This window comes from Streptococcus suis, assembly GCF_002964045.1.
In the GTDB taxonomy this organism is placed as follows: domain Bacteria; phylum Bacillota; class Bacilli; order Lactobacillales; family Streptococcaceae; genus Streptococcus; species Streptococcus suis_U.
In genome coordinates, this window is the sequence record NZ_POPB01000021.1 from 1 (window position 1) to 267 (window position 267).

The 267-nt window shown below is 33.3% G+C and carries 1 protein-coding gene; it reads left to right on the forward strand.

Annotated elements, in window-relative coordinates; translation table 11 throughout:
- A partial coding sequence (locus tag C1E99_RS15100; RefSeq protein ID WP_153060101.1) for a hypothetical protein occupies positions 1–267 on the forward strand: 267 nt, incomplete at both ends.

Here is a 267-nt window from a genome sequence, read left to right on the forward strand (position 1 = left end):
GTGGTGGTTCAAGGGGGATACTTATTTTTCAGAGGATGATTTCAAGCATAAGAATTTTGAACTGCTTCATACAAATGATAATTATTCACCGCTACTAGAGTATAGTAGATTGGAGATAGCAGACTATGTCTATGCATATTTAGATATTTGTGAGGGGACTATTTTAGATAACTCAGAATATATTGTAGAACTACTTCAAAGAAACGAAGTTTACGAGTCTGTTATAACATACGAGGAGAATGAGGAATATACAGAGGAATACTTAAT